General features: G+C 55.5%; 5 protein-coding genes. 3 read left to right on the forward strand and 2 right to left on the reverse strand.

Annotation, left to right across the window (positions count from 1 at the left end; genetic code table 11):
• Both ACOYNV_RS26645 and ACOYNV_RS26650 read right to left on the reverse strand, forming a co-directional pair.
• A partial coding sequence (locus ACOYNV_RS26645) for a DUF5666 domain-containing protein (RefSeq protein WP_422902844.1) occupies window positions 1-1172 on the reverse strand: 1172 nt, incomplete at its 3' end.
• Window positions 1169-2080 carry a DUF6502 family protein gene (locus tag ACOYNV_RS26650; protein ID WP_422902845.1) on the reverse strand — a complete coding sequence of 304 codons (912 nt, stop codon included), beginning with the start codon at window positions 2078-2080 and terminating at the stop codon, window positions 1169-1171. The genes ACOYNV_RS26645 and ACOYNV_RS26650, both read right to left, overlap by 4 nt.
• Before the next feature lie 126 nt (window positions 2081-2206).
• Between ACOYNV_RS26650 and ACOYNV_RS26655 the strand changes: the two genes are divergently transcribed.
• The 3 genes from ACOYNV_RS26655 to ACOYNV_RS26665 all read left to right on the forward strand — a co-directional run.
• Window positions 2207-2440 (forward strand): hypothetical protein, encoded by a 234-nt coding sequence (locus ACOYNV_RS26655; RefSeq protein ID WP_422902846.1) that lies wholly within the window; start codon window positions 2207-2209, stop codon window positions 2438-2440.
• 401 nt (window positions 2441-2841) lie between these two features.
• Entirely contained in the window at window positions 2842-3264 is a 423-nt protein-coding gene (locus ACOYNV_RS26660) for a C39 family peptidase (RefSeq protein WP_422902847.1), read from the forward strand.
• A gap of 8 nt (window positions 3265-3272) precedes the next feature.
• The coding region (locus ACOYNV_RS26665; protein WP_422902848.1) for a hypothetical protein at window positions 3273-3528 on the forward strand (256 nt) is incomplete at its 3' end.

Consider the following 3528-nt stretch of genomic DNA (forward strand, 5'->3'; position numbering starts at 1 on the left):
CCACCTCCACCTCCTCCACCTCCTCCACCTCCTCCAGAGCCAGAGCCAGAACCGGGGCCTGAGCCTGAGCCGGAAGCACCTCCCCCGCCACCAGCACTGCCGATCATTAACTGTTCCGCAATGATGCGCTGACTGGCGTCAAGACGGCCGCGCAACAGTACATGCTGGTCGACTCCAAGTGCCTCGACCTCGCCCCCGCTGACGTTCGTCGTGTCCGACAAGTACACTTTTTCGTAACCCAGTATCAATTCGTTGCCGCGTCGAGAATGGACGTAACCCTGCAGCAACACGTCTTTTGACTTACCAAGCTCAGCGTGCGTAGGCTGGAGCTCACTAGTCATCACCTCCAGGAAATTCCCGTTCCAGGTACCCCGGACGAGTACCTCGCTGCCCGGTACCAGTCCGGCAGGAAGCGACTTGAATTGCACCTGTATCGTCCCGATACGTACCGTTTTTCCGTCGATACCAAGGGCGGGGCCGAGCACTTGCGCCAAAGGAAATGGAGCTGCCAGCCGTTGCACACGGCTCGCACGTATGTCTCCATCAGCAAGACGGAGGCCGCTCACGCGGACCCAGTCGCCGACCAAAAGATTGACAAGATTTTCCTTGGTCAAGGCCTGTGCCTTCTGCCCCATCACCGCGAACTTGCCGGAAGCCACATCGACTGCCGTCAGCGGCCCTACAGCGGCATTCAGCACGGCGATTTGCTTCGCTTCCAATTGCGCTCCGGCTTCGTTCAAGGTTCCGTCAGCACGTATCGCCACGAGTTGACCGACCAGGAGTTCGCTCGTGCTGCTCCGTTCGCCGTCACGAATTACTGGTGTAGCGGGAGTGTAATGGACCTCCTCGCCATTTACGCAGATGCTGGCAAAGCCCGTCACAACACCGACAATGCCGGTACCGCCGATTCCCACCTTAGCCACTGCCTCCGTTCGTCCTGTACCACCAATACCTGGGCGCTGTGCGATCTGACCCGTTCCGCCGATTCCTGGAGAGCTGGCTACTTGGCCGGTACCGCCGATACCCGTCCCCACTTCGGGATTCGTAGGGGAAGCCCGTTCAGCGCACCTGTTTGTCCGGCTTTCGGGCATCAGGCTGCAACTGCCGAGCAGGCATGCACAAACGGTGATCAGCAAGGCGGACCGACAGCTCATCGGCGTTCGAGTTTTCATGATGCGTCCCCGGAGTGAGCGACTGGTTCAGCGTAAAAATAGATACCGAAAGTCATACGCTGGCGTGGTTGATCAGTGGATTCCGTCTGCTCATTGGCTTCGGCCTCCAAGGCTAATTTATTGGCAGCCAACAAGGCGTGCATGCCCAAATCCTCACACTGTTTCGCCAGGCAGTGTACAGAGTCAGGAGAAAGTTCCGCGCAGTGAACGCTACGTTCCATGAAAGGAACGAAACGCTCAGCGCCCGCCTGTGGCTCGCAGAGCAGGTTATGCGCCGCAGCGGAAGCGTGGTCATGCAGGTTGTGACCAAAATAAAAGTTTTTTTCATCAAAGCCCTTCGTTGGCACGAAGGCCTCGGCGTTAAGGCAGACACGATTTTCATCGTCAAGATGCACAACGCCGAGGCGAAGCCACTCGTCAAGGACTACCCGCGAGCGAATATCTTTGCTTACGCTGGCCACTAGTGCCTCGAACGAGTGCTCGCCGCCTTCGCTGGCGAGACGCGCCAGCGACTTCGATTTTCCGTTTTCGTCCAGGTATTGCGCCGCGCCAAGCCAGCGGGATACGAGTTGAGAACCGAACGAAACTACAGAGGGTGATACGTCGCCCTCGGTTTTCAGGACGGTACGCAGTCTGCTAACGTCTTTGCGATGGACGCCACTTAACAAGCTGATACGACTATCGGTCGCGGGCTTGTCGTTCAGCCGAAAGTCCTTGTCGGCCACCTCAACGAACAAACCCTTAAGTAACTCCGCCAGATACGGATAGGTAATTCCGCGCGCCAGCATCAGCCGTACCAGTGGCTGCAATATAAGGCGCATAGCGCGAACCAGTGCCGGTGAAGAGCCGTGAACAATGCTGGACGAGGGCGGGTCGGGTGTTTGCGATAAGGGTTGGCGGTCATTCATTTGAATCAAGTATAGCAAAATATGCGGGAATTATTCACACAAACCGTTGACATCAGGAGTTTTCCTGCATAGACTGATTTCAGCGCGGGAAAAGTTCCCACGCACCTAGATAGAGGAGTTCTTATAATGAAAACGAGTATCGCTTTAGCCGCCTTTCTGCTTCTGGGTTCCGCAGCTGTCATGGCTGAAGAGTCAAAGACGCAGGTTCCTGTACAAATGACTGTCGCCGAAATGGGCAAAGTGGTTGCCGGAGCCGGTATCAAGCAGCAGTTAAAAGACGGGACAGGTACCGGCATTCCGACGCGCACCCAGATTCGAATTCCGGGGACCGGCCTTAACACAGGTACCTGTACTCGGTAACCACACTGGGCGCTCACTGCATGATCAAAAGAGCCCGCCCGCCAGAGGGCGGGTTTTTTATGGCGAAGAAAAACTTGGCGATTAGCGCAGTGAGTTTGTTTTTCCGGGTCTCTACGGCGGTAAGATAAACCACGGTCGAGGCGCCCGCAATCAGCGGACTTCGGCGAGCACACAGCAAATAGAATAACCAGGATACTTCCCTGAATAAATCGCTTCAGCGCTACTCCAGCTTGCAAGGTTTTCACATGACTGTTAGACAATTTTCATCTTTTCGGGTCGCCTCTCGACGTTTCCTGGCCTGCTTGTTGATAATGCCTTTGTGTTTCTGGGCAAACATTGCTCACGCCGATGCAACGAGAAACTTCCGTAGCCTCAAGGAAATTCGGGAGCGCGGAGTTGTCATGCAGCAATGGGAAAGCAGTTGCGCGGCAGCGGCTGTGGCTACCGTGCTGACTTACGGTTTCAGCGACCCGGTCAGCGAACGCTTCGCCGCCGCCCTCATGCTGGAAAAAACGGAACCAGAAATGGTCAGGATGCACGGCGGCTTTTCCTTGCTCGACCTAAAAACTTTTGTCGAAGGCCGCGGCTATCAGGGCAGTGCCTACAAGCACCTCGGATTAGAGGATTTGCGCGTATTCCATGCGCCCATCGTGCCAATCAGGCAAAAAGGATACGACCATTACGTAGTATTCAACGGCCTCAGTGATGGCCGTGTTTTGCTCGCTGATCCGGCGTTTGGCAACCGCGAGGTATCCGTCAAACGTTTCAACGAAATGTGGATGGATGGAATGGCTTTTGTTGTCACCCGTACGTCGCCCCGATAAGGATTGTCATGAACAAACCGACACTGTCTCTCGTGCTTGCCAGCTGTGGAGCTTTGCTGACCAGCGCTGCATTTGCACAATCGACAACAGACTCTCCGGCTATTTCCACGAAAGAGACCGAATCTGCCACCACCAGCATTGAGGTTTTGCGCCAGCAACTGGCGGCCCAACAAGCCATCAATCAGCAATTGCGGCTGCGCATCACTGCCGTAACACCTCAAAAAACCGAGGCAAATGATTTCACGCTGCGTTTTGCATTGAAGC

Source organism: Propionivibrio sp. (genome assembly GCF_049316945.1).
Taxonomy (GTDB): domain Bacteria; phylum Pseudomonadota; class Gammaproteobacteria; order Burkholderiales; family Rhodocyclaceae; genus Propionivibrio.

Coding starts and splice junctions, on each gene's coding strand:
- ACOYNV_RS26650 (WP_422902845.1), bottom strand. CDS start 2,080: ATGAATGACCGCCAACCCTTATCGCAAACACCCGACCCGCCCTCGTCC.
- ACOYNV_RS26655 (WP_422902846.1), top strand. CDS start 2,207: ATGAAAACGAGTATCGCTTTAGCCGCCTTTCTGCTTCTGGGTTCCGCA.
- ACOYNV_RS26660 (WP_422902847.1), top strand. CDS start 2,842: ATGCAGCAATGGGAAAGCAGTTGCGCGGCAGCGGCTGTGGCTACCGTG.